Origin of the sequence: Bradyrhizobium sp. (genome assembly GCF_022844465.1) — a bacterium.
Lineage (GTDB): Bacteria > Pseudomonadota > Alphaproteobacteria > Rhizobiales > Xanthobacteraceae > Bradyrhizobium.
In genome coordinates this window covers 58485-83963 of sequence record NZ_JALHLP010000015.1, presented here as the reverse complement: position 1 = coordinate 83963, position 25479 = coordinate 58485, and the positions used below count along the sequence as shown (strand labels likewise).

Below are 25479 nucleotides of genomic sequence, written 5' to 3'. Positions count from 1 at the left end.
GACCCTGCGTCAAGGCACCATCGCGCTCATCCACAGCGCACCCACAGGAAGGTGGGCGCGGTCGGGAATCAGTGCCCGCCCTGCGCCGTTTTCATCGCCGCGATCTGCTCGGGCGTGGCCGTGCCCTGGAATTTCGATTTCCATTCCTCATACGGCATGCCGTAAACCGCTTCCCGGCTGTCGTCCTTGCTGACGGCGATGCCCTTGGCGTCGGCCTCTTCCTTCATCCAGTTCGAGAGGCAGTTGCGGCAGAAGCCGGCCAGATTCATCAGGTCGATGTTCTGGACGTCGGTGCGGGTACGCAGATGACTGACCAGCCGCCGGAACACCGCGGCTTCCAGTTCGGTTCGGGCTTTGTCGTCGATCGTCATGGCCGTTGACCCCGTGTTGGCGAGCCTGTCCCGGAAAGGCACAATGCAGTTTTCCCGATGGCGCCGGGCATATTGATATCAGGTGGGAATTGTCACAGATTTTGCCATATCGGCGCGCAAACAGAAAATCCCGGACAAGCCTCGTGGTCTCCAGCAGGCGCAGGAAACCTCTTTCCTGCCGTTGACAGGCTCGCCCGGGTTACGCGAAATCGTCAATCATTTGATATAGCTTCGCCTGATGACTGCAAGAAATTCCCACCGCCCGAACTCCCGTTCCGCTCGCGTTGCCTGCGGACCGGTGCCGGCGCTCGCGCTGGCGGCGGCGTGCCTGTGGAGCAATCCCGCGGCGGCCGATTTCCGGCTCTGCAACAACACTTCCAGCCGCGTCGGCATTGCGCTCGGCTACAAGGACGCCGAGGGCTGGACCACGGAAGGCTGGTGGAACGTGTCCTCGCGCAGCTGCGAGACGCTGCTGCGTGGCACGCTTGTCGCACGCTACTATTACATCTACGCTTTGGATTACGACCGCGGCGGTGAATGGTCCGGACAGGCATTCATGTGTTCGCGCGACAAGGAATTCACCATCAAGGGCACCGAAAACTGCCTGGCGCGGGGCTATGACCGCACTGGCTTCTTCGAGGTCGATACCGGCGAACAGCGAGCCTGGACCGTGCAACTGACCGAAGCCAACGAGCAGCCGGCGCAGCGCGTGCCTGGAATACCGGGCACCGTGGGACCCAGCGGGGTTCCCGGCCTGTCCAACCCGCCGGGCGTGCCGGGTCTGCCGCCGGCGCCCAAGCAATGAGAAGGCTGCGCAGGATCAAGATTCTCGCGACGCTCGGCCCGGTATCGTCGGACAGCGCGATGATCCGGAAGCTGTTCGAGGCCGGCGCGGACGTGTTCCGCATCAATATGAGCCATACCCCGCACGACAAGATGCGCGAGCTCGTCAAGACCATCCGCAATGTCGAGTCCAGCTATGGCCGCCCGATCGGCATCCTGGTGGATCTGCAGGGACCGAAGCTTCGGCTCGGTGCGTTCGCCGAAGGCTCTACCCAGCTGAAGAACGGCCAGAGCTTCGTACTCGATTCCGACAAGACGCCCGGTGACAACAGCCGCGTGCAATTGCCGCATCCGGAAATACTCTCGGCGCTGCGGCCGGGCCATGCACTGCTGCTCGACGATGGCAAGGTTCGCCTGATCGCCGAGGAGACCTCACCGGAACGCGCGGTGACGCGGGTAGTGATCGGCGGGAAGATGTCGGATCGCAAGGGCGTCAGCCTGCCCGACACCGACCTGCCGGTGTCGGCGATGACGCCGAAAGACCGCCTCGATCTCGACGCGGCCCTTGCCACCGGGATCGACTGGGTCGCGCTGTCCTTTGTGCAACGCGCCGAGGACGTCAACGAGGCCAAGCGGATCATCCGCGGCCGCGCCGCAGTGATGGCAAAGATTGAAAAGCCGCAGGCGATCGACCGGCTCGGCGAGATCATCGAAGCCTCCGACGCGCTGATGGTGGCGCGCGGCGATCTCGGCGTCGAACTGCCGCTCGAACGGGTACCGAGCCTGCAGAAGCAGATGACGCGGATGGCGCGCCGCGCCGGCAAGCCGGTGGTGATCGCGACGCAGATGCTGGAATCGATGATCCACTCGCCGGTGCCGACGCGCGCCGAAGTTTCCGACGTCGCGACCGCCGTCTATGAGGGCGCCGACGCCATCATGCTGTCGGCAGAGTCCGCGGCCGGCAAGTTCCCGGTCGAGGCTGTTTCGACCATGAACCGTATCGGCGAGGAAGTGGAGCGCGATCCGACCTATCGCTCGGTGCTGTCGGCGCAGCGGCCCGAGCCGGAGAATACGGTCGGCGACGCCATCGCCGACGCCGCGCGGCAGATCGCCGAAACGCTGGAATTGTCCGCCATCATCTGCTGGACCTCGTCAGGCTCGACCGCGATCCGCGTGGCGCGCGAGCGGCCGAAGCCGCCGGTGGTGGCGATCACACCCAACCTGGCGACGGGCCGTAAATTGTCAGTCGTTTGGGGCGTGCATTGCGTGGTGGCGGAAGACGCCCACGATCAGGACGACATGGTCGATCGCGCCGGCTCGATTGCCTTCCGCGACGGCTTCGCCAAGGCCGGCCAGCGCGTCATCATCGTCGCTGGCGTGCCGCTCGGCATCCCCGGCACCACCAACATGGTACGCATCGCCTATGTCGGGCCGGAGGAAGAGACCAGGAAGTGAGGGTGAGCCCTGCCCTTGCCGCGCGCCAGCGTAGCCCGGCGCGCTGGAGCGAGATGACACCAGTTCTTCGTTTGAGCATGATCTTCTCGGAAAACCGCTACACACTTTTCCGGATCATGCTCTAGGCCCCGACCAGTGTCCTTGCCGGCAGCACCGCCTGCACCACGAGGCCGCGGGCGCGGGCGTCCATCACGCCGACGGCACGCAGCGCCAGCAAGGTGACGGTTTGCACGGCGTCGCGAAGCCGCGCGGGATCATCCAGATTGTCAGGCGCCAGGGGACCGACGAGGGATTCATGCAGCGCGCCCAGCAGCGCGGTTGCGGCGAGCGCCGTGTCCTGCGCCGGCAGATGACCGGCGCGCACCGCAGCGTCGATCCGCGCGGCAATCTCGCCGGCGATGTCGCGGCGGCTGGCGAGCCGCGACGCGCTCACGTCGACATCAACCGGCTCGGCCAGAATGCCCCAGGCAAGCTTGCGCTGTGACAATACATGCACGGCAACCGTCGTGACGGCGGCCGCGAGGGCCGAGGACGGCCCGGGAGCGGCATCCGCCGCGCGGCGGATCGCCATCAACTCATCGCGCGAGACCTCGGCGATCAGTTCTGAAATCAGCTCGGCCTTCGAGGGAAAGTAGCGGTAGACGGTACCGGCCGCGACGTTGGCGCGAATCGCGACCGGCGCGATCTGCACCGCGGCGATGCCGCCATCAACCGCGGCGTCCCGCGCCGCCGCCAGGATGGCGCTGCGCCGCGCCGCCAGCCGTTTCACGACCTGATGGGTCCGCCTGTACACCATGCGCAATGTTCCGTCCCGGCGCCCCGGCAAGCCGAACGGCCCTGGAACGCTCGTTTGTTCATTGTTTCAGCGAGAAGCGTTGTTCTCGCCTCGAAGAAGTGAACAACTATTCATGCTGGCTGACAAGAAGCAATTATGACGGTCCGGGCTTCGCGCACGACCTGGTGCGCGATGAAGGGCTGGGCCGTCGCCCGCTCGATGCGCCCACGTGTTTGTTGACGTGGCTCGCGCCGTGGTTGGCATCTGCCTTCGAAACTTCGTGCTTCGTCACGATGGTAAATTCTGACTGAAGCGCTGGCCTGCCCGGTTAACGGCTTCTTCGCCAAACATCGTCATTATGCGGCCGCGCCGGTCGGCAATTCACCCGAATATATGGCGGCCATGGTCTGGTAGCGAGAGTCTTGGCGACTTGTCTTGCGCCCGTCACACCAACCCAAGAAACCGATGTCCATTTCCTACGCCAACCCGATCGCCGGTGATGCAAACACCCGCAGCATGGCGCGGGCCGCCATGCCATGGCTTGCCGGCGCGACCGCCTATCTGATCTTTCTATCCCTGGGCGAAATCCTGTTGCGGGATTCCGACACGCTCTGGCAGATCAGGATCGGGCAGTGGATCGTCGAGCATGGGGCGATGCCCTACACGGACGTCCATTCCTTCACACGGTTTGGCGAGCCGTGGATATCGAGCTCCTGGCTCTCGCAAGTGCTGTTCGCCGGCGCCTATGGGGCGCTGGGCTGGGCCGGCCCCGTGATCCTGACCTCGGTCGCGATCGGGACGACGGTTGCGATCTTCATGCATTTGATGGACGGCTATCTGGATCCGGCCCGCACGATCCTTTTGGTGACGCTGGCGGTGCTGGAATCGGCGACGCACTTCCTGGCCCGCCCGCACATGCTGGCCTTCCCTGTCATGGTGGCGTTTCTTGGCGGGCTATTGGCGGCCGCCGATCGGCGTAGCGCGCCGTCCTGGCTGCTGCTGCCCCTGCTGGCGCTGTGGGCCAATCTCCACGGCGGCTTTGTGCTGGGAATAGCACTGATCGGACCAATTGGGCTGGAGGCGATCTGGAACTGCCAGCGCAAGGATCGCATCGCGCTTGCCGCGCGGTGGACCCTGTTCGGTATCGCTGCGGTGGTTGCCTGCTGCTGCACCCCCTATGGCTGGAACACGTTATTGGGCGCGGCGAAGATTTTGAGCCTCGGTAAGCTGCTGTCGATGATCTGGGAATGGATGCCGGCGAACTTCGCGACCTGGAGCTTCTTCCAGCTCACCCTGCTCGGGCTGATCGGCTTCGCCTTCTATCGCGGCCTCACCCTGTCAGTGCCGAGGATCATGCTGCTGTTGGGCCTGCTCTGGATGGCCCTCTCGCATGCCCGGAACATCGAAATCTTCGCGTTCATAGCGCCGCTGGTCCTGGCCAAGCCGTTCGCCGAACAATTGGGAACGCTCCAGACACTCGTTCCGGCCCGGGAGAACCGGGTCCGCTCGCATGTCATGATGCTGGCAGTGCTCGCGGTGGCAGGATGGGCGTGCACCAAGGCTTTCGTCGCCTACCACCCCGTCAAGTTCCTCGAGGCGCAGATGCCCGTTAGGGCGGTCGAGGTTCTGCAGCAACACCGAATAGAACGCGTCTTCAACACGGCGCCGTTTGGCGGCTATCTGCTGTCCCGCGACATCAAGGCTTTCATCGACGGACGCGCCGAACTCTATGGCGAAAGGTTCGTGCTCGACTACTTCGACGCCGTGACCGCCACCGATGTTGAGACCCTGTTGCGGCTACTCGATGACTACAGGATCGACGGCACGCTGCTGGCGCCGACCCTGCCGGCAACCAAGGTGCTGGATCATCTTCCAGGCTGGAAACGACTATACTCGGACAGCATCGCGGTCATCCACGTCCGCGACGACCAGCGAAAGACCAGGCCGTCGGCCGCACCGAAGTGACCGGTTCGAAGCAAGCGGGCCATCCACAACGAAACGGGCGCATATTGCGCCCGTTTCGCAGACTTCAATTTCGATGGCGAACCAGCTTGCGTCAAGCCTGCGGTTGCGGCTCCAGGCCGGCGTCGGGATCCGGCCGCGGCCGCGGCTTGCCGGTCGGCGGCACCGCCGAGGCGCGCGGGGTGGTCGGCTCCAACACCGACTCGCGGTTCGGTTTCTTGCCCTTGAGCAAATCCTGAATCTCGTCGCCGGAAAGCGTCTCGAATTCGAGCAGTCCCTTGGCAAGCGTCTCGAGATCCTGGCGCTTCTCGGTGAGAATACGCGTCGCTTCGTTGTAGCCTTCCTCAACGAACCGTCGGATCTCCGTATCGATCTTCTGGACCGTCGCCTCGGAAGCATTCTGGGTGCGCGACACCGACATTCCGAGGAACACCTCGTCCTGGTTCTCACCGTAGGAAACAGTGCCGAGCGCCTCGGAAAGTCCCCAACGCGTCACCATCATGCGCGCCAGCCGGGTGGCCTGCTCGATGTCCGACGACGCGCCCGAGGTGACCTTTTCACGACCGAACACCAGTTCTTCGGCAACTCGGCCGCCCATCATGATGGCGAGACGCGATGTCATCTGCTCGAGCGACATCGACAGCTTGTCGCGCTCGGGCAGTTGCATCACCATACCGAGCGCCCGGCCGCGCGGGATGATCGTGGCCTTGTGGATCGGGTCGGTCGCGACGACGTTGAGGCCGACGATGGCGTGGCCGCCCTCATGGTAGGCCGTCAGCAATTTTTCTTCCTCGGTCATGACGAGCGACTTGCGTTCGGCGCCCATCATCACCTTGTCCTTGGCCTCCTCGAACTCGGCCTGCGTCACCATGCGCTTGTTGCGCCGCGCCGCGGTCAGCGCCGCCTCGTTGACAAGGTTCATCAGGTCGGCGCCGGAGAAGCCGGGGGTGCCGCGCGCGATGGTCTTGAGGTTGATATCCGGCGCCAGCGGCACCTTGCGGACGTGAACCTTGAGGATCTGCTCGCGGCCGACGACGTCGGGATTGGGCACCACTACCTGGCGGTCGAAGCGTCCGGGGCGCAGCAGCGCGGGATCGAGCACGTCGGGACGGTTGGTCGCCGCAATCAGGATCACGCCTTCGTTGGCCTCGAAGCCGTCCATCTCGACCAGCAGCTGGTTCAGCGTCTGTTCGCGCTCGTCATTGCCGCCGCCGAGACCGGCGCCACGATGACGGCCGACCGCGTCGATTTCGTCGATGAAGATGATGCAGGGCGCATTCTTCTTGGCCTGCTCGAACATGTCCCTGACGCGCGAGGCGCCGACGCCGACGAACATTTCGACGAAGTCAGAACCCGATATCGTGAAAAACGGCACATTGGCCTCGCCCGCCACCGCGCGCGCGATCAAGGTCTTGCCCGTTCCGGGAGGGCCGACCAGCAGCACGCCGCGCGGAATGCGGCCACCGAGACGCTGGAATTTCCCGGGATCGCGCAGGAATTCGACGATCTCCTGCAGATCCTGCTTGGCTTCGTCGACACCGGCGACGTCATCGAAGGTGACGCGGCCATGCGCTTCCGTCAGCATCTTGGCGCGCGATTTGCCAAAGCCCATCGCTTTGCCGGCGCCGCCCTGCATCTGGCGTGACAGGAATATCCAGACGCCGATCAAGGCGATGAACGGCAGCCAGGAAACCAGGAGCGAGACGAACCACGGCACGTTGTCGCCGGGCGGCTTCGCGGTGATCGAAACCTTGCCGTTATACAGCCGCGAAACCAGCGTCGGATCGTTCGGCGCGTAGGTCTGGAACGAGGAGCCGTTGGTGAAGGTACCGTGGATTTCAGGGCCCTGGATCACGACATCGCGAACGCGGTTCTGATCGACTTCACTCAGCAGCTCTGAAAACGAAATGTCGCGCGCCGACGCGCGCTGTCCCGGATTCTGGAACAGCGTGAACAATGCCAACAGCAGCAAGACAATGATGACCCAGAGGGCGAAGTTGCGCAGATTGGCGTTCATTGATCTTCCTTCGTGGTCGCGCGGATCGCGGCCGTATATCCTTGGCGGTCGTCCGTCGAATAGTGAGACGAGGATCCCCGATCCACTGCCAACAATCTAGGTGGCGTAGGGGTCAATGCCAAGGGAACCGCACAGGACTATTTAACGCATCCTGGCGCGATTAGCGGACAAAAACGGCGTGGAATTCAAGGCTTTTTCCCGACTGGTTAAGGCCTATCGCCAAATTGTGCGGGGTTATCGCTGTATCGGGGCGTTATCCCGGCTTCCTGCCACGGCGCGGCGGCGCAGAACCGATACAAATTCGTTCGCCCGCCAGGCTGATCACTGCCCCGGCAAGGGTCTGCTTCAGCCTCGCCCGTCCCTTGCCTTCAGCCATGGCCTGATCCAGCGCCGCCAGCAGGGCTTCCAGTTTGCCCAATTCCGCGCTCCCCTCATGGCCGGCCCGGTCGATCGAACGCTTGAGCAACCGAAGGCGGACTTCCTCGGGCAGGCCGGCAAAGGCCGCCGCGTCCAGGCCGAAGCGCGCGGCGTCGTGGCGGTCCCTCAGCGCGAGGTAACGCTCGGCGCCATCGACCAGCACTTCGATTGCCGCATTCGCGCGCGCCAGCCTTGAGGCCAGCCGCGCCAGGCTTCGGCTGTCGCCGCCCTCCTCGGCCAGAACAGGCATCAACGCCCGTAACCTGGGACGGGTGAAGGCGATATCGCCGTTGGAGGGATCGTCGGCGAAGGCGATCCTGGCCTTGCCGAGCGTCGCGACCAGCCGGGATTTCGGGACGTCCAGCAACGGCCGCGCCAGTCGGACGCCTTCGCGCTCGGTCTCGCGCGCCATCGCCGCAAGACCGGCGATGCCGCTGCCGCGCAGCATTCGCATCAACAGGGTCTCGGCCTGGTCGTCACGGGTATGCGCGGTGAAGATATGCGTGGCGCCGCAAGTCCGCGCCGCCTGCACCAGCAGGCGATAGCGCGCCTCGCGAGCTGCGGCCGGCAATCCGGATTTCGGTTTGACGCCGCTCCAGCGCAGCGTGCGATGAGGCATATCGAGCGTGCGCGCGAGTTGTTTGACGTCGCGCGCCTCGCGCGCGGCTGCAGGCCGCAAACCGTGATCGACGGTGACGGCAATCAATCGCGGCCCGCGCACCAGCGCGCGACGCCAGCGCGCCGCAAGCCACATCAGCGCCATGGAATCGGGGCCGCCGGAGACCGCCAGCACGATCCCGGGCGCCGCCTTCCAGCCGGCAAACAGACGTTTGGCGTCGCCGGCCGAGATCGCGGATTGGTCGTCGTTGGACATGGCTGGACCGGCGTTTGCTCGGAGGCCGGACATGGCTCTCCCGTCCACAGTCTAGCACTTCACCCGCTTTTGCTCACGGTCCACCGCGGCTTTGACGCCGGCCGAGGCGCGCGGATATTTCCGGGTCACTTCGCCGAGCGCGGCGCAGGCGGCCTCTTTTTCCTTCAGCGCCGCCAGCGACTGGCCGAGCCGCAGCAGGGCGTCGGGGGCCTTGCCCGATTTGTCGTATTTGGTGGTTACGCCAAGAAACGCTTCGGCAGCGTCACGATATTGCTGGCGCTGGAAGTAGCTTTCGCCGAGCCAGTATTGCGAATCCGCAATCAGGGGGTCATTCGGATATCTCTGGGCAAAGCCCTTCATGGTTTCTTCAGCGAGCGCGTAGTCCTTGCGCTGCATGTAGCCGATACCGAGATCGAACTCGTCCCTGGGCGTGGCCGAGGGCGGCAGCGTGGTCAGCGCGGCGCTGGCGGGACCGCGCGGCGGCGCGGCGCTAACGGCGGGTGGCAGGGCCCCCCCGGATTCCCGTGGGGCCGCACCGAGATCGAGCGGCTCGCCCGGCCCTCGCCCGCCGGGCGCTTCGGTCGTGATCGGCATCTGGCCGCCGCCCAGCGCGCGCGGCGCACCGGGGGCGTTCGGGTTCTGGCTGGGGTCGAAGGCATCTCCACGGCGACGGCCGCCCGCCTGCGGGCCCGCTGGATCCTGAACGTTCGGGGCCGGCGACGCGGTCTGCGGCTGAGGGTCGGGTGCGCCCTGCCGGAGCGGGGGATTCGGCTGAACCGGGGGTGGCGCCGCGGCCACACCGGGCGGGACGGCTGCCGGCTGGCCCCCTGGCGCAACCGACCCGCCGCCGAGCTGGCGCAGCCGTTCCTCCAGCTGACGGTTACGGAACTGCAGTTCCTCGTTCTGGCCGGTCAGCTGGCGCAGCTGGTTCTCGAGCCGCTGGATCCGGATATCCGCGTCGACGTCGTCGGATGGCGCTTGACCCGGCGGGGGGGCCTGCGGCGATCGATCCCACGGGAACGAGATTTGCGCGAAGGAGGCCGGCGAAGACAGGGAAAGCATCGCGGCGAGGGTGACGGCGCCGGCAGCATTGAGAAACCTGAATGACATTTTGCCCTGACGACGTTGATCGCGTGACATCGAAAGCCGGTCCCATTGAGAGAGGGAGTGCGCCGGAATTGTGACTGGCGCTTAGGGAATTCATCCTACGAAGCTAAGGGTAACTGCTTGATGTGATTGATCAGCACTAACCGGCATCCACTTGGCCTGTAAGCGCTATACGCAACGAAACCGGCGCGTGAAGGCACCGGTTTTGAGGCTTGATAATGGTCGAATGCGTCAGGCGCCGGCGTTCAGCACGGTAACGGCGCGGCGGTTCTGCGACCAGCAGGAGATGTCGTTACAGACGGCGACCGGACGCTCCTTGCCGTAGGAGATCGTACGCATGCGATTCGGATCGACGCCACGCGAGGCGAGATAGCTGCGCACCGACTGGGCGCGCCGCGCCCCGAGCGCGATGTTGTATTCGCGGGTACCGCGCTCGTCCGCGTGGCCTTCGATGGTGAAGGAATAGCGGTTGTAGGTCTGCAGCCACTGCGCCTGCTTTTCCAGCGTGGCGATCGCCTGCGGGCTCAGTTCGGTCTGGTCGCTCTCAAAGAACACGCGGTCGCCGACATTGACGACGAAGTCCTGCTGGCTGCCGGGGGTCGCCGCGCTCGCCATTGCGCCATCGGCGCCGACGTTGTTCTTGGCGCAGGCGCCCAGCGACAGCGCCACCGCGACCAAGGCCGCCAGCTTCCATCCCTGGATACGCTTCTGATATTTCATTCCGGAGCCTCCACGCTCACGTTTTCGACTGCCATCCGGTCTACAGGGCGATGGTTAAGCGGACGTTCCGTCAACCTTGATGGAACCTTGCCGGAGCCTATCAAATGCTGACAAACCGTGAAAAGCGACCGCGATAGTTACTGATTTGTAAATGTGGCGCGAGGGTGAAGGCAAGCAGGTCCTGGCGCGAAATCAACCGGATTCGGGGCCTGGCAATCGGGCGGAAGACCGCGCCGTCGCCAATAACGACGTTTTCGGCAAATCGCCGCTGGGCAGGGCCGTTCTTTTCAGGCGCTCGGAGCGATCGAGGCGCGCTCGTATCGGGAAGCCAACCGCGCTTGCCGTTCGCCGGCGCGTTCAAACAGCATGCGCCGCTCGAACGCGGTCGAGCGCATCATCGGATAGCGCTCAAAGACCCTTTCCTTCAGCGCCGGAAAATCCGCTGCCATCAGCCCGACCGGCTTCAGAAGCCCAGGGAAGAAACGCGGTTCGGCGATGGTCTCGTGCAGAAATACCCGGCGGTAGAAGGCCTGATGCTCGGCGCGCACGATCGCGAGCCCGAGATCGGCGTTGAAATATTCGCATGCCATATAGGCGAGCCGCAGCGTGACATAGGGTAATTCCGGAAACCGCGCGGCCGTGTCCGGGTCGGCAACGAAGCGGGCGGGATCGATGATGACCTCGCCCCGGTCAAGCCGGGGGTTCAACAACTCACCAAACGCTTCGTTTGAGCAGGATTGCCGCCACTCGCGGGTCAGCACGCTGATCCGAACGGAACTGTAGAGCTTCCCGTGCAGATGGACGCCAAAGGTCCAGGAATTCGGCAAATCGTCATATTGATCGGTGACGCGCCGCTCGGGAGATTCCTTCACAGCGCCCTCGCGAAGATAGGCGCGGTATCGCAGATTATAGATTTCTTCTTTTTCTTCAGACGTTTGCGCTAGACGATAGTCGACTTGATCCAACAGGTTCGAACTTCGTCCAACGGCCGCAGCGAATCCGGCCGGGGACCTCATACTGTACTCCTCACGCTACCAGGCAACTTCTGCGAGCCGGTCGAGGATTAACAGCTTGTTAACGAGTTTGCAAAGGGTTAGCAGGGTTTAGGGTTAACTGCAGGGCCGCCCACAACCCGGGGATGCCGGCTTCAAGCAATCGACCGAGACGGTATTGCCGCGGGCTGCCGCTCCGGCAGCCGCCGACCATGCGACACGTTCAGGAGCTGGCGGATTCGCGTCACCGGCACCGGCGGGCTGAACAGATAGCCTTGCACCTCGCTCACCGTGCCCTCGGCGCCGATCAATTCCAGCTGTTCGTTGGTCTCGACGCCTTCGACCACGACGGTCATTCCAAGATCGGCCGACAGCCGGGCGACGCCGCGCAGCAGCGTCAAAGGGCGGTCGCTGTCGATCCCCTCAAGGAAGGAGCGGTCGATTTTCACTTTCTGAAGCGGGAAATTGTGCAGGTAGCTCAGGCTTGAATAGCCGGTGCCGAAATCGTCAAGCGAAATCCGAACCCCGAGCGAATGCAGCTGTGACAGAACGTCGTGCGTCTGCTGCGTGTTGCGCAGCAGCGAGGATTCGGTGATTTCGATTTCGAGCCGGCTTGCCGGCAGGCCGGAGACCTCGAGCGCGTAGCGCACTTCGCCCAACAGGCCGCGTTGATGGAACTGCTGCGGCGAGAAGTTGACCGCGACGCTGACGCCTTCGGGCCACTTCATGCATTCCATGCACGCCTTGCGCAGGATCCAGCGGCCGAGATCGACGATCAGGCCCATATCCTCAGCAATCGGGATGATCTCGGACGGCGAAACCATGCCGCGAACCGGATGGTCCCAGCGCAGCAACGCCTCGCAGGTGGATATCCGTCCGGATTTGAGATTGACCAGCGGCTGGTAGAGCAGTTCGAACTCCTCGTTTGCCAGCGCCTTGCGCAGATCGAGTTCCAGGATGCGGCGGGATTCGACCACCTGCGCCATCTCTTCCCGGAAGAAACAGTAGGTGCCGCGGCCGTCGGCCTTGGCGCGATAGAGCGCCATGTCGGCATTCTTCAGCAGTGTATCGGCGCTGACGCCGGGCGACGTCATGGCGATGCCGACGCTAGCGCCGATTTCGACCAGATGGTTGTCGATCTTGTAGCGTTCGCTCAAACGATCGACGATGCGCCGGGCGAGGCCGGCCGCGTCGTCGGTCGAGTTGATGTTCTGCTGGAACACCACGAACTCGTCGCCGCCGAATCGTGCGACGAAGTCCTCGGGTCGCAGCAACTCGCGCATGCGGCCTGCCACTGCGCACAACAACTGGTCGCCGCAGGGATGGCCGAGCGTGTCGTTGACTTGCTTGAACTGGTCGAGATCGACGAATAGCAGCGCCGATAACTGCTCCGCGTCTTGCTGGACGGCCAGAAGCCGTCCGATCTCGTCGCGGAAATTGACGCGGTTGGGCAGCGCCGTCAGTTCGTCGTAGCGGGCCAGATGACTGATCCGGGCTTCCGCGTTGCGGCGCTCGGTGATGTCTTCGACCAGCACGACCGCGCCGCCGTCCGCCATCGGCTGGAATTTCCAGGACAGCGACCGGCCGCGCGCGGCGACGGGATCGGTCGTGATCATGTCCCCGACATGCGTATTCTCGATCTCCGACAGGATCATCTTGCCGCATGAAGCGGCAATCGATTCCGAGGCGACGCAGGCCGCGATGATGTCGGACGCGCTGGCGCCGTGCTGAATGAGGTCGTCGGACAGGCCCATCATCTGGCTGAAGCGATGGTTCATCACCGCGAGCCGGCCATCGGCGCGGAACATGCACAGGCCGTGGGGAATGTTGTTCAGCGCCGTATCGAATTGCCCGGCGAGCGCCGCTTCCCGGAAGCTCGAGGTCAGCGCCTTGACGAAGATGGCGTGGAGGCTGAGGTTGATGTTCTTGAGGCCGACAAAGAACAGCACCAGCAGCACGGCGAGGCTGACGTAATAGAAATCGGCGTGAAGCATCAGGGCCAGCGACATCGGCCCGCACGCCAGCAGAATATGATACTGGATCAGCCTCGGATGACCGTAATTGCGGGCGGCGCCGCCAGCGGTGTAGCCGATCGTCACCGCGACGCACACCATATGCGCGATCACATCGTTGCTGCCGTAGATGGTGAGGAAACACCAGATGCCGAGCACGCTGGCGTAAGCAATGGCGCCGACTGCGTAGCGAGGCTCCCAGTGCCTCGCCTGTTCGAACGTCAGCACCTGCGTGCGCCGTTCGTACTTGCGCATCTGGAAGGCGCGGATCGTACCGATCCCGATAATCAAGACCGCGCATGGCCACAGCAAGACGTTGCCGGTCTTGAGCGCGGTCAATACCGCGGCGATAGCGGTGGAAAGCGAGCCGATGAACATCGGCCAGAAGTTCTGGCACATGGAATCGACCAGCGCCGCGTAAAGTATCGGCTCCAGCTCTTCCCGGCTGTTTCGTTTTTTCTGATCGACCAACTGCATCGGCAGCGCGCGCTTCCTGTCTGGGTGCGCAGTCTTACCTTTCCCAGATGAAGCCTTTCTGAGGGAACATCGTTACCGAGACGTTGTTGCAGCGGGGCGAACCAGGAAAATGTCTGAAAGATCAGCTAAGTGGGCCGTTATCGCGATCAACGCGAGGTTGCGCGCGCGGCGGTCAGGACAGCAGCGGCGACCATGCCGGATCGGAGGCGAAGCCGGGCGTCGGGACGCGCAGTTCGTTGCGCCCGGAGATATCGACGGTGAACAGCGAAGGCCCGCCGCTGCCGCCGGGTTCGCGAAAGAACATCAAAACCCTGCCGTTCGGCGCGAAGGTCGGCCCTTCATTGTGGAATCCCGAGGTGAGAATCCGTTCGCCGGATCCGTCGGTCTTCATGATGCCGATGGCAAACTGCCCGCCGCCCTGCTTGGTGAAGGCGATATAGTCGCCGCGCGGCGACCACACCGGCGTCGAATAGCTGCCCTCGCCAAAGGAGATTCGCTGCGCCGCTCCGCCGGTTGCCGGCATCACGTAGATCTGCGGCTTTCCGCCGCGGTCGGATTCGAAACAGATACGGGCGCCGTCGGGCGAATAGGACGGCGAGGTGTCGATCGCCGGCGTGTCGGTCAGCCGCGTCGTCGATTTCGAACGCAGGTCCATCACGAACAGGTTGGAGTTGCCGCCCTGCTGCAGGCTCATGATGATGCGCTGGCCGTCCGGCGAGAACCGCGGCGAGAACGACATGCCGGGAAAATTGCCGACGATCTCCCGCTGCCCGGTCTCGATGTTGAACAGATAGACGCGCGGATCGCCCTGGCCGAACTCCATGTAGGTGATCTCCTGGGTCGACGGCGAGAACCGCGGCGTCAGCACCAGATCCGAACCCCTGGTCAGGTATCGGACATTGGCGCCGTCCTGGTCCATCAGCGCCAGCCGCTTGACGCGGCGTTCCTTGGAGCCGGTTTCGTCGACGAACACGACGCGGCTGTCGAAATAGCCCTTTTCGCCGGTCAGCCGCTCGTAGATCTGGTCGGAGATGATGTGCGCGATCCGCCGCCAGTATTCCGGCGAGGTGAAGTATTGCTGGCCGGTGAGCTGCTGGGCGGTGTTGACGTCCCAAAGGCGAAACTCCGCCTTCAGCCGGCCGTCGCCCTGCCGCGTCATGCGCCCCGTCACCAGCGCCTGCGCGTTGATGGTCTTCCAGCTCTGGAATTGCGGCGCGGAGTCGATGTTGGAAATCCGCTCGATGAAGGCGGCCGGATCGATCGGCGCAAACAGGCCGCTGCGCTTGAGATTGTTGGTGATGACCTGCGACACGCCGACACCGACCTCGGTATCCCCGGGCGTGCCCGCGACGAAATTCGGGATCGCGATCGGCAGCGGCGTGAACTCGCCCTCGGGAACGATGATGCGCTTTGGGGCCTGGGCGACGGCGCTGCCGGCATGACCGCCGAGCACAACGCCGGTCGAGGCTATCCCCGAAATAATCTGGCGCCGGGTCAGGCGGAAAGGAGCGTTCGGCAATTCATTGTTGTCAGTCATCGCTTCAAACTTTGCTCATGTCTATGGTCGCGAATGCCCCCGGAATTTTTCAGGTCTTTTGTTCGGTGAACACCGGCGCAAAATACTTCCACTCCTCGAAAAACGCGGCGGGCAGCCGATAGGGCTGGCATTCGATAATCGCGCGCAGCGCGCTCTCCTGATAGACGCGAAGATACGGCGTCGCCGGCGCTCCTTCCGGCACCGGCATCCCCTCCAGTGTGCCGTCGCGCTTGAGGCGGATGGCGAAGGCGGCCTCGGGCTTTTGCGACTCGATGCCGCCATAGGGTTTTTTCCAGCAGCGCTCGACCTGTTGCTTGAACATCGAACCCCAGGTCGCGGAATTGTCCGCGGCCGCGCCCTTGGCGAGGCCGAGCGCGGCGTTGGAATTCAGCGTGTCGCCGGTGGCGGCCTGCCGCGTCGGGTCGCGCTTGTCGAGCAGGGCCGCGATCTTCGACTGGTCGAAGGTGCGCTCGACTTTCGGCTTCGGCGGCTCGGGCGGCCTGGCGGCCTGCACCGGCTTCGCCGGCGGCTTTTCTTCTTTCCTGATCGCCTCGGCGATCGGATCGACCTTCGGCGGATCCGGCTTCTTCTCGACCGGCTTCGGCTCTTGCTTGGGCTCTTCTTTGGGCTTGTTCTCGACGACCTTCGGCGGGTCGGGCTTCTTTTCGACCGGCTTTTCCTCGGCCTTGGGCTGGGGCGGCGGCGCGGTCTCGGTCAGAACCGGCGCCTTTTCCGTGATCTTGCCCACGGCGTCGTCGGCCGGCTTGGCTTCCGCAACCTTCTCAACCAGCGGCTTCGGGTTTTCCTTCTTGCCGGTCTTCATGCCGGCCATGACACGCGCCAGCTGATCGGCGGAGACGACATCGACGGGAACGGAATCTTCCGGCGCCATGTCGAGGGCCTTGGTCGAGACCGACACCAGCATCCACCCCAGCACGAACACATGCAGGGCAACCGACGCCAGGACAGTCTTGTCGACCTTGACCTTCACTTGAGCTTTCCCGCTCCGCCGTCAGCCATCGCGCGCCGGTTGATGCGTCATGAGCCCTGCTCCGGCACGATGACGATATTCGCCTTGAACCCCGCGGTCCGAATATACCCCAATAATTTCATCATATCCGTGTAGCAGACATCCTTGTCGCCGCGCAGATAAACCACGCTGTCGGCCTCCGACCGGTTCTCCCGGATCGCCTTGATCTTGGGCAGCAATTCGTTGGCCGAAATCAGGGTATCGCCGAGATAAAGCTCGACATTGGAGTTGCAGGCCCCGCCGGTGCGCTTGACCGAAAGCGTCAACGGCGGTGCGTTGGCGGCCAGCGACTTGCCGCCGCTGGCGACCGGGAGGTCGATGTCGATGGTCGACGTCATCAAGGGCGCGGCCACCATGAAGATGATCAGCAGCACCAGCATCACGTCCACCATCGGGGTGACGTTGATCTCCGCCATCACGGCGGCGCGACGCCGACCGCGCCGACCGCCTCCACCGGCGGAGCCTGCCATGTTCATCGCCATGATATCGATCTCACGATGCGCCCGTCATTCGCCGCCCTCACCCACGCTCGTCGATCTGCCGCGACAGGATAGCCGAAAACTCGTCGGCAAAGCCCTCGAGCCGCTGCGCCTGCCGGTTCACCTCGGAGGTGAACTTGTTATAGAAAATAGTCGCCGGGATGGCGGCGATAAGGCCGATCGCCGTGGCAAACAGCGCCTCGGCGATGCCGGGCGCCACCACCGCCAGCGAGGTGTTTTTCGACGCCGCGATCGACTGGAAGCTCGACATGATTCCCCAGACGGTTCCAAACAGGCCGACGAAGGGACCGGCGGAGCCGACGGTGGCCAGCACCAAGAGGCGCCGTTCCAGCCGCTCGACCTCGCGGGCGATGGAGACGTTCATCACCTTCTCGATCCGCATCTGCAGGCCGGCAAACGAGCGGGTCTGGCTCTCGAACGAGCGCTTCCATTCCCGCATGGCCGCGACGAAACAGGCCGCCATCGATTGCGTCGGCTTGGCCGACAGCGCGCGATAGAGCTCCTCGATCGACTGACCGGACCAGAACGCCTGTTCGAAGCGGTCCATCGACCGTTTGGTGCGCGAATAGAGGAATATCTTGTCGATCGCGATCGCCCAGACCCAGACCGAGCAAGCCAGAAGCCCCAGCATGACCGTCTTCACGACCAGATGGGCCTGCAGGAACAGGGCGATCAGCGATACGTCGGTGGAAACCAGCGGCAGGGCTGACTGGGCCACGTCGGCGGGATTCATGTGCGGTATCCTCTCAACGCAAGTCTCCCTAATTGCTCCGGGAGCAAATGGCTGCCGGTTCCACGGCCGCGCGCCGGGCGCGGCGACTGCGCCAGCGCGAGAACCTTGAACTTGTGTCGCATGGGGGGCCCGCCGAAAGCCGGGTCCTGCTTCCCCCGCCAACATGTCAAAACAAGGGCCATCCGCGCGTCATTCCGTCCCCCAACCAGACGCTAAACATGGTTAATGCGAGGTTACCAAAGGGGAATTCGGCTGCCGGAAATCAAGGCAGGCCGGGCGGTTAGAGGGTCCCGGATGCCAGCTCCAGCGGCCGCCCCCCGAAGGCTGGGGCCGTCTGGAGGCCGGCGGTCTGCGTATGCCTGGGTATTCCGTATGCCTCGGCCCATCCACCGTCATTGCGAGCGCAGCAATCCATCTTGCTGCTTGTCGAAGCATGGATTGCTTCGCTGCGCTCGCAATGACGGTGGACACAGTTTCGCGAAAGCGATTTGCCCGACAAGCGCCGACGGCGACCACTCTCAGGCGGAGACCGCCGGCTCGGGGCAATTGGTCAACCGCGCGGGGACGCCGACCGCGGTACATCCGGCCGGCACGTCATGCTCGACAACAGCGCCGGCGCCGATCCTGGCGAAGTCGCCGATATCGACGTCTCCGAGAACAGTGGCCCCGGTACTGAGCAGGACGCCACGGCCGATCCTGGGCGCGCGGTCCGGACGTGAAGCCCTGCGGCCGATGGTGACGTTCTGCATGATCGTCACCTCGTCGCCGATGACCGCCAACGCGCCGACGATGATGCCGGTGGCATGATCGAGGAACACCGACGTTCCGATCGATGCCGACGGATGAATGCTGACCTGAAGGGAATCCGACGACAGGCTTTGCAGCATCAGCGCGAGGTCGTGGCGGCCCTGGCGCCAGAGCGCGTTGGAGACGCGAAACGCCTGCAGCGCGACGTAGCCCTTGAAGTTCAGGAGCGGCGGCAGCAAGCCGCGCGTGGCGGGATCGTGAACCGCGATGCTTTCAAGGTCGCGGCAAGCCGCTTCGACCAGATCGGGCACTCGCTCAAAGGTCTCGCGGGCAATCCGCGCGAACTGCGGGCGCTCGGCCGCTGTCTTACCGAGCCGCGCGCCGATCCGGTGCGCCAGCGCATCGGCGAAACCGGCATGGTCGAGAATGGCCGCCGACAGCGAGGCGCCAAAGGCCGGGTCGCCGGCGACGATGGCTTCAGCCTCGCGCCGAACCGTCAGCCAAAGCCGATCAACCGCTGCAATTCCGTCCTGGCTCATCACGATGCCCTTTGCCAGCGCCGCCTTTGCAATATAGGCCAGCCACGGCACGACGCCAATATGCGCCGCTTCCCCACCAGCGCTGAAGTCAGGTATGGTAAGGGATCGAAAGGTTTCGAACGGGCCGTCTTGCCCCGCGCCGACGCAGTTGCAATCCAAGGGAGTGAGCCATCATGAAACGCCGGACGTTCCTCAAGGGCAGCGCCGTGGTCGGCGCGACCACGCTGGTTACGGCGCCTGCGATCGCGCAAAGCTCGCCCGATATCAAGTGGCGGCTGACCTCGAGCTTTCCCAAGGCGCTCGAAACCATCTTCGGTACCGCGCAGACCTTTGCGAAATACGTCGCCGAGGCCACCGACAACAAATTCCAGATCCAGACTTTCGCCGCCGGCGAGATCGTGCCCGGCCTGCAGGCGCTGGACGCCGTCAGCACCGCGACCGTCGAGATGGCGCAGACCCCGCTCTATTTCTACATCGGCAAGGAGCCGGCGCTCGCTTACGCCACCGGCGCGCCGTTCGGCATGAACCATCGCCACCAGCATTCCTGGTGGACGTTCGGCGGCGGCGCCGAACTCGTCAACGAGGCGCTGAAGCCGTTCAAGGCGCACGCCATCCTGTGCGGCAATTCCGGCACCCAAATGGGCGGCTGGTTCCGCAAGGAAATCAAGACGGTCGAGGATCTCCAGGGCCTCAAGTTCCGCATCGCCGGGATGGGCGGCCATGTGCTGGCCAAGCTCGGCGTGGTGCCGCAGCAGATCGCGGGCGGCGATGTATATTCGGCGCTCGAGAAGGGGTCGATCGATGCCGCGGAGTTCGTCGGTCCCTATGACGACGAGAAGCTCGGCTTCCACAAGGTTGCTAAGTACTACTACTTCCCCGGCTGGTGGGAAGGCGGGGCGATGCTGCACATGGTGGTCAACGACGAGAAGTGGAACGCGCTTCCCAAATCATACCAGGCGATCCTCACCCAGGCCGGTTCGGCGGCGGGCGCGTGGATGGTCGAAAAATACGACAGCGTCAATCCGGCCGCCTTGAAGCGGCTGGTCGCCAGCGGCGTCGAGCTGCGAGCGTTCCCGCAGCCTGTCATGGAGGCGTGCTACAAGGCGACGCAGGATCATATCGGCGAAATCGCCGAGAAGAGCGCGCTGTTCAAGAAGACGAGAGAGAGCCACGACGCCTACATGAAGGAAGTGCTGTTCTACACCCAGGTCGCGGAGAACTATTACGACAACTTCCTGCTCGGCAAGATGCGCAAGGGGTGAGCGAGAGGCGGCGGCCTGCTCGCGCGGAAAATTCAGTTAGGCGTTCACGGAGGTGATACTTCATGAACTCGAGACTGGCTTTGGACGCTGTGGTGCTGCCAATCATCGGCACAATTATCGTGATCGCGCTACAGCCACCTGCATGGATATTGCTTCTGCCCGGCTCCTCGGCACTGGCTGGGCTTTACATCGTCGCAAGATCAAGGTCGCGTTACGATTCGCTCGACCCGCGTTTCGGCAGCTGCATACCGCCCATTTCGAGGCCAAAAAACCGGTGAGAGCCAATGGCGACGTTGAAGAAAACCGGAAAGAATTCGGACCGAACCGCTTCCCGGGAGCGCCAGGCGCGCAAAACGAACCGCGTCGATCAATAACGCTTTGGCCTTACGCATGGCGCGCACCGCGCGATACAGCCAGAACGAGAGGCTGAACGTGGCGCCTGCGATCAACATCCAGTTGAGGCTCCGCCTGGCAGGCGCGTGCGGCGTCGTGACGGTCTGATTCATGAGCGACCGCGCTTACTTCGGCGGTTTCAGCTCGCCTGCAATCCAGCCGGCTGAGACCGCATTCATCGGGTCGGTGGCGACCGCCGTCGTGAAGCTGTGGCCGCATTTCCCGCAAGCGAAGGTGCGCAGATCAAACCCCTTCGGGCCGGCCGCAATCCCCCCGAGCATCACTCGGCCCTGGCATTTCGCACATCCGGGTCGTCCTATCGAAAGCATGTCGGGCTCTGGAAGCTGATGTGGTTCGGGCATGATGCATTCCCCCTGCCATTACCCCGGGCGGGTCGAATGCAAACAGCATCCCGCAGTCGGTGGAACTCCGCTGTTCCATTTTGCTCATTGCCGAAAAAATTAAAGCGTCACGGCGCAGCCGACTGGTCAATTCGATACAGACAGCGGCAGGCTGGTCTGGAAAGCCTCTCGGGCAAACCGCGAGGTCACCCCATGCACATGTCGAGCGAAAGCCTGCTGGTCATCCTGTTCGTCGGCCTGGTTGCGGGCTGGCTTGCCGGCCAGATCGTGCAAGGGACCGGCTTCGGACTGCTCGGCGACATCGTCATCGGAATCCTCGGCGCTTTTTTCGGAAGCTGGTTGCTGCCCCGGCTCGGCATCCATCTCGGCAGCGGATTGATCAGCGCCATCGTCAACGCCACCATCGGTGCCGTGCTTCTTCTGCTCATCGTGCGCCTCGTTCGAGGCGGCGGATGGGGGTGGCGAAGGAGTTGGTGGCGCCGCTAGCGCCACGCGCAGATTTGGTTCCGCGACAACGTCTGTACACAACGCGATGTCAGATGACGGCTCGCGCTTGATCTCGGGCTTGTCGTACAGGACCGCGTTCAGCAATGAACTGTTGACCTCGATTTTTCCGTTGTAGGTGATGAAGCCGAGCTTGCGGAATTTATTCATGAAGAAGCTGACGCGCGATCTCGTCGTTCCGATCATTTCGGCCAGGGTTTCCTGGCTGATATTCGGGCTGATCAGTTGGGGGCTGCCCTCCTTGCCGAAGTTCGCCAGCAGCAGCAGCAGACGCGCCAGCCGTTTCTCGCTGGAGTTGAAGAGTTGGTCGATCAGATCCTCTTCAATCCGGCTGTTCCGGGTCAGCAGGTAGGCCATGAACAGCTCGGAAAACTTCGGTTGATCGTGAAGCGCCGCGACCATGGCCGACTTGGTTATCGCGGTGACCAGGCAGTCCTCCATCGCGGTCGTGGTCGCGATGCGTAGCGCGTGGCCGTTCATGCAGCCTTCGCCAAAGAACTGGCCGGGTCCCAACATTCCGACCACGGCTTCCTTGCCCTGCTCGGATATCACGACAACCTTGACCCGGCCTTCCTGAACATAGAAGACCGTGTCCGCCACATCGCCCTGGGCGAAGACGACCTGTTCCTTGCGAAACCTGAGAATGGTCTTTCCCTCGCCCACCATGGCGAGAAACGCCTTCGGATCAAAAGCTTCATTGGCATTTCTGGCCATGTGTGGTTCCACGATGAGGTACCTATCTTAGCCCGTCGTGGCCGAGGGCGTCTGAAATAAGTTGCCCGCATTGATGGCATTTGCATCCGGAATCAGCGAGTGAGCCCTCGTTTATCCTCAAACCGGAAGTCGAACTTGACTGCTTCCCGGCATACAAAGCAAATCGCCCAAACCGCCCACCTGCTTTCGGATGGGCGGATTGTACCGGCCGTGAAGCGTGCGTGGGCGTGACGAACGCAAGGGGACTCACTCCTGCCGCAGGATCGCGGACGGTACGACGGCACCACGCGGTTCGTCTGTCAGCCTCCGGGGCCGTCCCTCATGACGTAGCCCATCAGGTCGCCTACGTTGTGCTCCAGATCCCGGATGATGTCCTTGACGACGTCTCCGATCGAGATCACGCCCACGACCTTGCCCGCGTCCAGCACTGGCAGATGGCGAAAACCGCGCGCAGCCATCATTGCCATACAGCCTTCCAGCCGATCGTCCGGCTTGACCGTCACCGGCTTGCCCGTCATCACCTGGCCCACCGGCGTCTGCTTCGCATCGAGCCCGGGCAGCAGCACCTTGATGGCGCAGTCGCCCTGGGTCACGATACCGACCAGCACGTCGTCGTCGATCACCAGCACCGCCCGGACCCGGTTGTCGCGCATCCGGCGCAGGGCTTCGACGACCATGTCGCCGGAGCGAACATGGATCAGGGCGGCGCCACTCTTCTGGGCCAGAGCGCTCTTTACTGTGCTCATCGATCTCCTCTCGTGGGCCCTGCCCTGCCCCGTCCTGATGGCCCACATTGAAGGTTAGTCAAAATACCTTGCCTTGTCAGCACTGCGCCGATGTCGCCGGCGAAGCCTGCCACCGATCCCGACAGCGATCGCCGAGCCGAAAAGCAAACCGCCCACCTGCTTTCGCGGATGGGCGGCTGGATCCTCTGCAAGGCATTACGCCCGAGGCCGAAGGCTTGGTTGATGGACCTCAGCCCTGCTGTGGCTGGTCGTTCGGCGGGGTCGGACGCGGCTTGTGCTGCGCCATGAAGGCGTCGAACTCTTCCTTGTCCTTGGCGTGCCGCAGCCGGTCGAGGAAATTCCTGAACTCGACCTGCTCCTCCTCAAGACGCCGCAGGGTCTCGCTGCGGTACTCGTCGAAGGCGCGGTTGCCGCTGGTGGGCGTTCCGAAGCCGAAGCCGCCGAAACCACCTCGCTCCATGCGGCCGCGCATCCGGTCCATCTTGTACTGCATCCGCTCCATCTTGTTCTGCCAGCGGTCTCCATTGCTCCAGCAACCCATTTTCCTGCTCCATAGTGTGAAAAAGAGAAGGGCAAGCCCGATCGGCCACCAGATGATGAAGCCGAGGATGGTCCCGATGATCCAGCCGGGGTGCCAGGGGCTGTCCAGCATCCGCGGGCGATGGACTTCTTCGCTGCTGCCGCGCCATCGATTGACATCTGCGGTGTAGGCCATTTCCCTCTCCATGACGGTCACGCCGTTGTGAATGTAAATAACATTTACATACGTAAACCATCCCGCGGTTTTGTCAAGCGGGCGGCGGCAGGGGCCTTCGAAAATTTATCGTGAGGCACCCCACGGGCCCGAAGCGCCGCCCGCGGGCGGCACCGGCGGCGGCTCGGGCCGGCGGTCGGTCGGGAAGCCGAGGCCGCGCAGATAGATCAGCACTTCCGCTTCCAGGAGATCCTCGGGCGACATCGGCAATTTGCGCCGCGCGGCGTCGCCGCGGCCGAACAGCGAGGCCACGCCGTGCGACATCGACCAGATATGCAGCGCCATCATCATCGCGGGTGGGCGCGGCACGCCCGGCGGGGCCAGCGCCGCGAGCCGCTCCGACGCCGCGCGAATGATCGCGAAGGCGCGCTCGCTGGCTACCAGCAGCGTCGCATTTGAATCGACCGGCAGGCCGGATTCGAACATCGCCGAATAGAACGCGGGCTCGTTGCGCGCGAACGCCAGATAGGCCTTGCCGAGACGTTGGAACGCGCTGACGGTGTCGGGGCGGCCGTCGTCCCAGGCCTGCGTCAACAACGCCTCGAACTGCTCGAAGCCGCGCTGCGCGATCGAGGACAGCAATTCGTCGCGGTCGCGGAAGTGCCGGTAGGGTGCCGCGGGGCTGACGCCGGCCATCCGCGCCGCGTCGGCAAAGGTGAAGCCGGCCGCGCCTTTTTCGGCGATCAGGCCGAGCGCTGCCTGCAGCAGCGCCTCCTTCAGATTGCCGTGATGATAGCCGCGCTCGGCGCGGCGCTCTTCCTTGCGCCAGCTCATGTGAAAGGCTTTTACATGAGCCGGCGGCAAAGGTCACTGGTTTTGCGGGTTCAGATTTCGCGCGTTCAGCAAGGTTAACGCCGGAATAAGTTCGGTTTACTCCCTCGCCCCGCTCTTTGTTCAGACCGGGGACAAGGTGGACAGGTGTTCGGAGACATCGTGGACACTTTTTGGCTCGTGGAGAGAGCCCCTCACCCCGACCCTCTCCCCGTAAGAACGGGGCGAGGGAGTGGAGGGACTGCCTCACGTTACCTCGCCCTGGACGCACTCTTCTTCTGCAACTCGTCAAAACCCCTGGCCGCCTCCTGCACCTCCTCGGAGAAATCAGCCATCTCCCGCACCTGGCGAATCTCGATGATCTCGTTCGCGGAGGCCGGGCATTTTCTCGCCCAGGCGATCGCCTCTTCCCGCGATTTCACCTCGATCATCCAGTAGCCACCCAGCACTTCCTTGGCCTCCGCGAACGGGCCGTCGGTGAGCACAGGCGCGCCGGTGGCGAAGGAAACCCGCGCGCCGGTCGACGGCGGATGCAACCCGTCGAGCGTGATCAGGACGCCGGCCTCCTTCAGCGCCTCGTTGTACTTCATCATCGCCCTGACCCGCTCGGGATCGAGTTCGACGTCCGGCGGCGCGGTTTCATATCCAAGAGGGATCATCAGCATCATGAATCGCATGGTGGGTCTCCTCGCTAGGTTGTCGTCATTCCGGGGCGATGCGAAGCATCGAACCCGGAATCTCGAGATTCCGGGTCTGGTCCTTCGGACCATCCCGGAATGACGGGAAACGTTGCTTCGTCGCTGCCTGCGCCCGCAGCCGCGCTCACCCGTTTGCCGCGGGGTTGCGCCGGTTGTCTCCAGCGCTCGTCGACAAGACGAGCGGGCTTTTACGACGCCGACATGACCCGAGAAATTATCCCGGAGGT

General features: G+C 63.7%; 23 protein-coding genes and 1 pseudogene. 5 read left to right on the top strand and 19 right to left on the bottom strand.

Annotated features, from left to right (window positions below):
• Window positions 1-68: 68 nt before the first annotated feature.
• Window positions 69-371: a DUF1244 domain-containing protein gene (locus Q0D31_RS19300; RefSeq protein ID WP_291854522.1), complete on the bottom strand. Its 303-nt coding sequence runs from the start codon at window positions 369-371 to the stop codon at window positions 69-71.
• A gap of 238 nt (window positions 372-609) precedes the next feature.
• Here Q0D31_RS19300 and Q0D31_RS19295 point away from each other — a divergent pair, with 238 nt between their 5' ends.
• Together Q0D31_RS19295 and pyk are read left to right on the top strand one after the other, a co-directional pair.
• Entirely contained in the window at window positions 610-1176 is a 567-nt protein-coding gene (locus Q0D31_RS19295) for a DUF1036 domain-containing protein (RefSeq protein ID WP_291854520.1), read from the top strand.
• Window positions 1173-2609 carry a pyruvate kinase gene (pyk, locus tag Q0D31_RS19290; RefSeq protein ID WP_291854518.1) on the top strand — a complete coding sequence of 479 codons (1437 nt, stop codon included), beginning with the start codon at window positions 1173-1175 and terminating at the stop codon, window positions 2607-2609. Before Q0D31_RS19295 ends, pyk begins: the two co-directional genes overlap by 4 nt.
• 121 nt (window positions 2610-2730) lie before the next feature.
• On the opposite strand, the gene Q0D31_RS19285 is transcribed toward pyk, so the two are convergent.
• Window positions 2731-3405 (bottom strand): TetR/AcrR family transcriptional regulator, encoded by a 675-nt coding sequence (locus tag Q0D31_RS19285; RefSeq protein ID WP_291854516.1) that lies wholly within the window; start codon window positions 3403-3405, stop codon window positions 2731-2733.
• A 444-nt stretch (window positions 3406-3849) separates the two neighbouring features.
• Here Q0D31_RS19285 and Q0D31_RS19280 point away from each other — a divergent pair, with 444 nt between their 5' ends.
• Window positions 3850-5349 (top strand): hypothetical protein, encoded by a 1500-nt coding sequence (locus Q0D31_RS19280; RefSeq protein ID WP_291854513.1) that lies wholly within the window; start codon window positions 3850-3852, stop codon window positions 5347-5349.
• A 91-nt stretch (window positions 5350-5440) separates the two neighbouring features.
• Here Q0D31_RS19280 and ftsH read toward each other — a convergent pair whose 3' ends face one another.
• The 11 genes from ftsH to Q0D31_RS19225 all read right to left on the bottom strand — a co-directional run bounded on the left by ftsH (window position 5441) and on the right by Q0D31_RS19225 (window position 19048).
• Entirely contained in the window at window positions 5441-7363 is a 1923-nt protein-coding gene (ftsH, locus tag Q0D31_RS19275; protein ID WP_291854511.1) for an ATP-dependent zinc metalloprotease FtsH, read from the bottom strand.
• A 253-nt stretch (window positions 7364-7616) separates the two neighbouring features.
• Window positions 7617-8654, bottom strand: a complete 1038-nt coding sequence (gene tilS / locus Q0D31_RS19270) for a tRNA lysidine(34) synthetase TilS (RefSeq protein WP_291854509.1) — start codon at window positions 8652-8654, stop codon at window positions 7617-7619.
• Window positions 8655-8705: 51 nt separating this feature from the next.
• Complete coding sequence (ybgF, locus tag Q0D31_RS19265) at window positions 8706-9764, bottom strand: tol-pal system protein YbgF (RefSeq protein ID WP_291854507.1); 1059 nt, start codon at window positions 9762-9764, stop codon at window positions 8706-8708.
• Between the two features lie 228 nt (window positions 9765-9992).
• The gene (pal, locus tag Q0D31_RS19260; RefSeq protein WP_291854505.1) at window positions 9993-10481 is read right to left on the bottom strand and encodes a peptidoglycan-associated lipoprotein Pal; all 489 of its coding nucleotides are present in this window, start codon (window positions 10479-10481) and stop codon (window positions 9993-9995) included.
• A gap of 287 nt (window positions 10482-10768) precedes the next feature.
• Window positions 10769-11497: a hypothetical protein gene (locus tag Q0D31_RS19255; protein ID WP_291854503.1), complete on the bottom strand. Its 729-nt coding sequence runs from the start codon at window positions 11495-11497 to the stop codon at window positions 10769-10771.
• A 131-nt stretch (window positions 11498-11628) separates the two neighbouring features.
• Window positions 11629-13962 (bottom strand): EAL domain-containing protein, encoded by a 2334-nt coding sequence (locus tag Q0D31_RS19250; RefSeq protein ID WP_291854501.1) that lies wholly within the window; start codon window positions 13960-13962, stop codon window positions 11629-11631.
• A 172-nt stretch (window positions 13963-14134) separates the two neighbouring features.
• Window positions 14135-15499 carry a Tol-Pal system beta propeller repeat protein TolB gene (tolB, locus tag Q0D31_RS19245; RefSeq protein ID WP_291854499.1) on the bottom strand — a complete coding sequence of 455 codons (1365 nt, stop codon included), beginning with the start codon at window positions 15497-15499 and terminating at the stop codon, window positions 14135-14137.
• A gap of 49 nt (window positions 15500-15548) precedes the next feature.
• Window positions 15549-16424, bottom strand: coding sequence for a protein TolA (locus Q0D31_RS19240; RefSeq protein ID WP_291854599.1), 876 nt, complete (start codon window positions 16422-16424; stop codon window positions 15549-15551).
• Between the two features lie 113 nt (window positions 16425-16537).
• Window positions 16538-17011, bottom strand: a complete 474-nt coding sequence (locus tag Q0D31_RS19235) for a biopolymer transporter ExbD (protein ID WP_291854497.1) — start codon at window positions 17009-17011, stop codon at window positions 16538-16540.
• Between the two features lie 37 nt (window positions 17012-17048).
• Window positions 17049-17762, bottom strand: coding sequence for a protein TolQ (gene tolQ / locus Q0D31_RS19230; protein WP_291854495.1), 714 nt, complete (start codon window positions 17760-17762; stop codon window positions 17049-17051).
• 518 nt (window positions 17763-18280) lie between these two features.
• Window positions 18281-19048: a serine acetyltransferase gene (locus tag Q0D31_RS19225; protein ID WP_291854594.1), complete on the bottom strand. Its 768-nt coding sequence runs from the start codon at window positions 19046-19048 to the stop codon at window positions 18281-18283.
• 173 nt (window positions 19049-19221) lie between these two features.
• On the opposite strand from Q0D31_RS19225, the gene Q0D31_RS19220 reads away from it, so the two are divergent.
• Entirely contained in the window at window positions 19222-20310 is a 1089-nt protein-coding gene (locus Q0D31_RS19220) for a substrate-binding domain-containing protein (RefSeq protein ID WP_291854493.1), read from the top strand.
• A 200-nt stretch (window positions 20311-20510) separates the two neighbouring features.
• Here the strand turns inward: Q0D31_RS19220 and Q0D31_RS19215 are convergent, their stop codons facing one another.
• Window positions 20511-20816 carry a hypothetical protein gene (locus Q0D31_RS19215; protein ID WP_291854491.1) on the bottom strand — a complete coding sequence of 102 codons (306 nt, stop codon included), beginning with the start codon at window positions 20814-20816 and terminating at the stop codon, window positions 20511-20513.
• Window positions 20817-21257: 441 nt separating this feature from the next.
• Here Q0D31_RS19215 and Q0D31_RS19210 point away from each other — a divergent pair, with 441 nt between their 5' ends.
• Window positions 21258-21551 (top strand): GlsB/YeaQ/YmgE family stress response membrane protein, encoded by a 294-nt coding sequence (locus Q0D31_RS19210; RefSeq protein ID WP_291854591.1) that lies wholly within the window; start codon window positions 21258-21260, stop codon window positions 21549-21551.
• A gap of 60 nt (window positions 21552-21611) precedes the next feature.
• Here the strand turns inward: Q0D31_RS19210 and Q0D31_RS19205 are convergent.
• The 5 genes and pseudogenes from Q0D31_RS19205 to Q0D31_RS19185 form a co-directional block, all read right to left on the bottom strand.
• A pseudogene (locus Q0D31_RS19205) lies at window positions 21612-22283 on the bottom strand (Crp/Fnr family transcriptional regulator); the annotation flags it as partial.
• 299 nt (window positions 22284-22582) lie between these two features.
• Window positions 22583-23029 carry a CBS domain-containing protein gene (locus Q0D31_RS19200; RefSeq protein WP_291854489.1) on the bottom strand — a complete coding sequence of 149 codons (447 nt, stop codon included), beginning with the start codon at window positions 23027-23029 and terminating at the stop codon, window positions 22583-22585.
• A gap of 229 nt (window positions 23030-23258) precedes the next feature.
• Window positions 23259-23744 carry a DUF2852 domain-containing protein gene (locus Q0D31_RS19195; RefSeq protein ID WP_291854488.1) on the bottom strand — a complete coding sequence of 162 codons (486 nt, stop codon included), beginning with the start codon at window positions 23742-23744 and terminating at the stop codon, window positions 23259-23261.
• Window positions 23745-23849: 105 nt separating this feature from the next.
• Window positions 23850-24557: a TetR/AcrR family transcriptional regulator gene (locus Q0D31_RS19190; protein WP_291854486.1), complete on the bottom strand. Its 708-nt coding sequence runs from the start codon at window positions 24555-24557 to the stop codon at window positions 23850-23852.
• Between the two features lie 248 nt (window positions 24558-24805).
• Window positions 24806-25231: a YciI family protein gene (locus Q0D31_RS19185; RefSeq protein ID WP_291854484.1), complete on the bottom strand. Its 426-nt coding sequence runs from the start codon at window positions 25229-25231 to the stop codon at window positions 24806-24808.
• Between the last annotated feature and the right edge of the window lie 248 nt (window positions 25232-25479).